Origin of the sequence: Vibrio sp. OPT24 (assembly GCF_015163545.1) — a bacterium.
GTDB lineage: Bacteria > Pseudomonadota > Gammaproteobacteria > Enterobacterales > Vibrionaceae > Vibrio > Vibrio cyclitrophicus.
In genome coordinates, this window is the sequence record NZ_JADDYI010000053.1 from 270399 (window position 1) to 276988 (window position 6590).

The window sequence follows — 6590 nt, forward strand, 5'->3', positions numbered from 1 at the left end:
TTGAAAAGTAATAAGCTTTGCATGTTCTAATACTGAATCAAGTCTAGCCGTATAAACATGTGTTTAGTTTTATTTTCACACAACGTTATACGCTGCCAGTTACACTGTATAAATAAACAGTACAATCTTTACACCCCGTAAAAACCGCACTTTTTGCTCAAATTCCATTCAAAATCAATGTAATATCGCTTCAATTTGATTTAATTACAGGTTCAACCTATCTCTTTCCTGTATAAAGTAAGTGTGGGTATGTAGATTCCACCGAGGCTAATCAATAGAGCCTCGGACTGCGCCAACGGCATAACATTCACGTCACGTGCGCAGGTAATATAATGAGTGACAAAGCATTCCGAAAACTCAACATATTCCTTTCGATTTTTTGACTCGCAATCACTCTAGTGTCGTTGATCTCTTTTAATACGCTCATGAATAAGAGCTACGTTATTACACCAGACAAATACCCTATACGCGTTAACACAGACAGAGACCACGATGGTGGTACCGTAGGCTCATTACATAAGTCAGAGGATGGCATTAAGTTACAGTGTGACTTTGAACGGACCTATAGTTTAGAGTTCGTTATATCGACCCAAGGTAAAGGGCTCAATCTCTCTACGTTCGATTCGGACACCTCTAAGCGCTTTCACCATCGGCATTGCAATAACGCATATGTTATCACGTCATCGATAGCATTCTCTGCTTGATACGTATCCCTCTATAAACAGCTCCCTACGCCTCTAAGTCTCCTAAACACTTGCTCTTAAAGACGCGTATTTGGCTAGTAAAGCTTGCTCTAAGCGGTGGTAAGTCACTCGCGGTATCGGTTTTAAACATTACCGTCGTCACTTATCTCGCACTGTTCTTATATGAAATCCTCATTTGTCTGATTATAAACATTCATGTACTCGTATCCGCTAAAAACAGAAGTCACAACGTCACTAGTCTTAAAAAACACCATACATTGAACCACTGACACAAATGCTGACACCTAAAATAGCAATTGTTTTACTTTCAGATCTTGCTGTAATTTAATTACAAATATAAACCGAGAAAAGCCTGTAAAGTAAATTACTCCGCTGTAACTTGCTGAATTGACTAAATTTAAGGGTTTTGATTAGGCTGGAAATTAGGGTGACTAAAGAGTGGGTATGTACGAGATAATATGCTAGAGGGCAATATATTTAGTTATAGTGCATTAAGGTGTTAAAAAAGAAGGGCTGATGCCCTACTCTTCTTTTTTACTCATTTCTTCACGAATTTGCTCAGCAACCATTTTGATAGCTTGTGCTGTGCTGATGCCCTGAGTCATCATTTCTTGAATTCGTTCAACAGCTTTCTGTTGTTCTTCGTGAGAAAGGGTTGGTAAGTCGTTTAACATGCTCTGCTCCTTTGTTTAGGAGCAGAATCATATAAGGAGTATTAGTAACTAGCAAGGAAATTGATTGAAGCACCCATAGCGTTTTCATTCGTGTAGTTAGCGCTGATGTCTAGCTGGAATAAATTTAGCGGTGACAAACCAATACCGGCTGTGACAGTACCTTCTGAGTCAGAGTAAGCGAGGTTCTTGTAGTACCCTCCCCTTAGCTTTAGCTGACGCAACAGATCAACTTCAGTACCGATACGAATCATCTGTTCGTTGTCATCAAACGATGTGAATTTTTCAGTCTCATTCAAATCGTAATCAACACTTAACGTAAAGTAGTCAGAAACGATACCCGCACCAATTGTGTAAACTGGCTCAAGTTGGTAAGTGTATTTACCGCCGACTTGGTGCATTGCACCACCAGTACTCGTCAGTGTTTTAGTTGTATCTTTGGTTTCAATGTCTCTAGAGATTAAGTTAGTTGCCGCAACGCCGACTCGGAACGGGCCGAAGAACCAAAGTGCACCAGCATCCATGTTAAAGGCAGTTTCTCCATCACTGTTCTCTCTCACATCAGACAAGTCGTAATCATTAACTGAAGCAACGTAGTTGTATGTGTATATACGTTGGATCTTTGGTGTGATACCAAATGAAATGTGTTGGCCCATAAAGGTTTGGTATTTAGCTAAAGAAAGGCCAACCTCAGTTACACCAATAGACACTGCTTCAACGGTAGACAACTCGATTTTATCTGCATCTGAACCTGTGGTGTAAACATTCGGCGTCGCGAAAGATTCTGTGTAAGCTTTAGCGAAAAGGTTTGCCGCGACAAATTGATTAGGAAGCGCAAATGCGACCACACCACCCAGCTCAACATTGGCTTGGTTTCCGTCTAGTTTATTAAGAGCAGCATCTAACTCGGCGGTGCTTGATGCGTCAACAACACTATCAATGTTCGATTTCATGTCGTTGGGGTCGTTATAGCTACCACCAAAACTTGGCGTGATCATACCCATATCATCATTACGACGATAGATAGCAACCAGTGCTGGGTTATAGAATGGAGCTGTTAGGAAGTTTGCTGAAACAACACCAACACCACCCATCGCATCACCACGCGCTTCAATGGCGTAGTTTGCTGCTGAAAGAGGAAGACTGGCGAATGCAATTGACGCTGCGAGTAGTTTTGTAGTTTTTTTCATGCCGTTTATCTTTGTGAGATCCCTTACATAGTTAACGGCACAATTCTAAATTACTTTAACTCTTCTTCGCTAGAAATATCATAAGTTTTACTGATAGTTTGTGCTTGTTCTATCGCTATGTCACCTTGCCAGCGAGAATGCACCATCGAAACGGCTAATACATAACGATCATTAGGCAGTTCTTCGCCCGTCAAACTCATTGGATAATCAGACTCGTAACTCTTACCCCACACCTTATCGTAGTGTTCGTCGACATAATCGTACAAACCGACTTCAAGCTTAGGTAGCGGACAGTATGGATTTAGCAGTTCTTTTTTATCGATTCGCCACGTGTCTTTTGATGCCCAACGAACTTGTTGGCGCATGACAATTTCACCAAGGATAACCCAAGTGCTCCACGAGTTTCCTGCATCATCTTTAACGCTTACACGATACAGGCCCGAATCTAGTTGAGATGCTAAATTATAACGCTTATGGTAAAGGCTTGCTGATGCGTTATTGACGAGTTCGTCGTCTTTGGAGAATTCACTATCAGACGAAACAACTCTATCAACCCACTTTTCAAAGGTGATGCCTTGAATGTTGTTTTTAGATTCAACATCAATCGCTACTCGAAACGTATCACGTCCAGGGCTTTGAATGATGTGTCTTTTGACAACTACCGAACTTATCCAATCAGGTAAGGTTTTCTTGGTTAGGGTTTTACCACAATCTTTGTTCAACGCTTGAGCGAACAGTTCATTGAGGTGATCCTCTCGAGATTGAGAAGAGTTGATTTGCCAAACTTCCACTAACGAATCAAACATCTGAGACAAGTCGTTATCTAAAAGGTGTTTGTGAACTTGAGTTAGAGCGTCGCTGCTCTTAAACCAATCCGCTGCGTGCGCCGTGTTTATAACGCTCGACAGCATTAATAGTGGAAGTAAGGCTTTTTTCATTATGCTTTCATCTTATAACCAACGCCACGTAGCGTTTCAATTTCTAGACCTGGCAGCTTCTGTCTTAGTTGCAGAACATGTGTGTCTACAGTACGCGTTGTTGGGAAATGGTTGTAACCCCAAACGTGGTCAAGCAGCTCATCACGTGTAAATACACGGCCAAGGTTACTTGCTAAGAACAATAGTAGGTCAAACTCTGTTCGCGTTAGCGTAATTTCTTGTTCATTAAAGAACACTTCACGAGTCGCTTTATCAATAACAAGATTTTGAGCGATAACTTTTGAGGCATCTTGTTCTTCAGCGTCTGGTAGGCGAAGTTGGGCGCGAATTCGAGCGAAAAGCTCAGCTTCTGCAAATGGCTTAGTTAGGTAATCGTTCGCGCCTGAATCTAGGCCCGCTACTTTGTCCTTTACTGTGACGAGAGCCGTCAACAAAATAACCGGGATATCTTTCTTTTTCTTCCAGCTTGGAAGCGAATCTACTGAGTCACCATCAGGAAGTTGACGGTCTAGAATAACCAGATCCGCTTGTTCCCAATAGCCTTCAACTTCAGAGATCAGCTCAGCATGCAAACATTCATATCCAGCTTGCTCAAGGCTAACTAATAAACCGTCAGCTAAATTTTTATCATCTTCAACGAGAAGCAATGTCTGTTTCACAAGGTATCTCCAAAATAAATGTTGTTGGGGGGCCGATAAGCGTCATGTGACCGCCCATTTTTCCGACCATAGATTCAACTATTGTCAGACCTAAACCTAGTCCACTCTTACTAACGAATGGTTTTCTTAGCTGTCCCCAATCTTTGCGGGATAAGTCTCCATTATCTATAACTTTGAATGTCAGCTTCTTGTCAGAAGTATTCAGTTCTAGTATCACTGGAGCCACACCGTACTTCACGGCGTTTCTGATTAGGTTGTCGATACACGTTCCTAACCAATATACGTTCACTTTTGCAGCAATGTCTTTATTCACACGTAACTCAATTCCCGGTGCGAAATCTTCTTCAACTTTATATTGCAACCACTCCTCAACACTTGGCACCCACTCAGTGGCTAGTGGTTGGTTATCCGACTGCAAATAGTCTTTACTAGCTTCCGCCAACTGTCTTAAACGACGGGTGTCTTCACACAATCTACGGAACTCATCATATACCGATTCTGGCAAGTGTTCGAATTCACGCCTAAACCCTTCAACCGTCAAAGATAAGCTCGCGATGGGCGTTCTTAATTCATGCGTTAAAATTTGAAGCACCAACATCCGGCTTTTCATTTCTTGTTTTTTGCTATTCCAGCGGTAAACCGCCCAGCCTAAAACCAGCATGATGTTGGCGATAACCAAGATAAACATTGCGACTTGTAGCAGTTCTGAATGATCTTCGATTTCCCAACACACGTTACCGCGCTGCACGAAACAGCTGTTGCCTTCTGACGACAAACTGAAAGACAACCCGGCTAGCGTTGCATTTTCATTCCACACCGATTCTTTGTATAGATAGTAGCGGTCACCGCGTTTTACCCACATCTCATTAAGCTCAACAAACATACTCGCGCCAGCTAACAATGCGGTTATGGCCTCGTTATCCATTTGTTGTAAACGCGATAAGAGTTCGTCATGCTCTGTATTTGGTCGTTCTTGGATGTGCATGAAGCGCTTCAAATCATCAAACTTTTCTGGGTACTTCTCAACGTACCTTGCAGCATAAGAGCCGCCACCAGGGTGAATCAAGCCACTGCGACTAAACCAACGGTCGGAAAGTTTCGTTCCCTTACATAATGCACGAGTGAAAACTAAAGGCTCTGTGATCAAAGGACTTAACGGCAACTTTCCGCTGCAAGTTTTAGATAATTGGTATAGGCGTTGGATGTCTTTCAACGGATACTCTGCTGTTTGTGGCAGCATAGAAGATGGCATGATCAACCGAGTTGGATAATCAGCCTGAAGCAGTCGAATATCATAAGATTCAACGGCCGTTTCATGATCAAAGAGTTTGGTAAAGTTATCGATACGCTCAGGCAAAGAGTCAGCAAAGGCGTTTACTGAGACTGATAACGTAGCAATAAGAAGAGTCAATGTTTTTTTGATGATCACAAACCAACGCAAATTCATATAGATCAAACAAATATATACCATTCGCTATCAAAGATAAATTTTTAACCGCGTGAAAAACAATGTTGATTCAAGGGACAACGATTGCCTTGCGGGATTGTAGACAAATACGCCGAGATATTTAGAAACATACCTGCCTACCTACTTACAAGAGAGCAACTGGAACTTTCATCAGTTAAGTAAGAGCTCCAAATACGTGCAACATCGTTACGAGCAAAAAAAGGAGCTCAATTGAGCTCCTTAGTATTACAACATGTTCTAACTTTTATAGGTGCTCTAAAATACCCAAGCAACTCTGTTTAGCATCACCAAACAGCATCTGCGTGTTCTCTTTGAAGAACAATGGGTTTTGAACGCCAGCGTAACCGGTATTCATCGAGCGTTTGAACACGATAACATTTTGAGCGTTCCAAACTTCCAATACAGGCATGCCAGCGATTGGGCTGTTTGGATCTTCTAATGCTGCTGGGTTAACAGTGTCATTTGCACCAATAACCAATACAGTATCTGTCTCATTGAAGTCATCGTTGATTTCGTCCATTTCAAGAACGACATCATAAGGTACTTTTGCTTCAGCAAGCAGTACGTTCATGTGACCCGGTAACCTACCCGCAACTGGGTGGATACCAAAGCGAACATTGATACCTTGTGCTCTTAGTTTTTCAGTAATCTCATGCACCGGGTATTGAGCTTGAGCTACTGCCATGCCGTATCCTGGAGTGATGATAACTGACTTAGAGTTTTTCAGCATGTCCGCAACATCTTCAGCCGATGTTTCACGATGTTCACCCTGCTCTTCATCACCATCAGACACAACCACTTCTTGACCAAATCCACCAGCGATAACGCTAATAAACGATCGGTTCATTGCTTTACACATGATGTACGACAGAATGGCACCTGACGAGCCAACCAATGCACCCGTTACGATTAACAGGTCGTTTGCCAGCATGAAACCTGCCGCCGCCGCCGCCCAACCAG

General features: G+C 42.3%; 6 protein-coding genes. All 6 read right to left on the bottom strand.

Going from position 1 to position 6590, the window contains the following annotated elements:
• Positions 1-1225: 1225 nt before the first annotated feature.
• Positions 1226-1378, bottom strand: a complete 153-nt coding sequence (locus IQO02_RS14870) for a YoaH family protein (protein WP_010429681.1) — start codon at positions 1376-1378, stop codon at positions 1226-1228.
• A 41-nt stretch (positions 1379-1419) separates the two neighbouring features.
• Positions 1420-2565, bottom strand: coding sequence for a conjugal transfer protein TraF (locus tag IQO02_RS14875; protein WP_010429683.1), 1146 nt, complete (start codon positions 2563-2565; stop codon positions 1420-1422).
• 50 nt (positions 2566-2615) lie between these two features.
• Positions 2616-3503, bottom strand: a complete 888-nt coding sequence (locus IQO02_RS14880) for a DUF2861 family protein (RefSeq protein WP_010429685.1) — start codon at positions 3501-3503, stop codon at positions 2616-2618.
• Complete coding sequence (vxrB, locus tag IQO02_RS14885) at positions 3503-4162, bottom strand: response regulator transcription factor VxrB (protein WP_010429687.1); 660 nt, start codon at positions 4160-4162, stop codon at positions 3503-3505. The genes IQO02_RS14880 and vxrB overlap by 1 nt, the downstream gene beginning before the upstream one ends.
• Complete coding sequence (gene vxrA, locus IQO02_RS14890) at positions 4137-5609, bottom strand: sensor histidine kinase VxrA (RefSeq protein ID WP_010429689.1); 1473 nt, start codon at positions 5607-5609, stop codon at positions 4137-4139. Before vxrA ends, vxrB begins: the two co-directional genes overlap by 26 nt.
• A 265-nt stretch (positions 5610-5874) precedes the next feature.
• Positions 5875-6590, bottom strand: a 716-nt coding sequence (locus IQO02_RS22230) for an NAD(P)(+) transhydrogenase (Re/Si-specific) subunit beta (RefSeq protein WP_228006059.1), incomplete at its 5' end; no start/stop codon positions are given.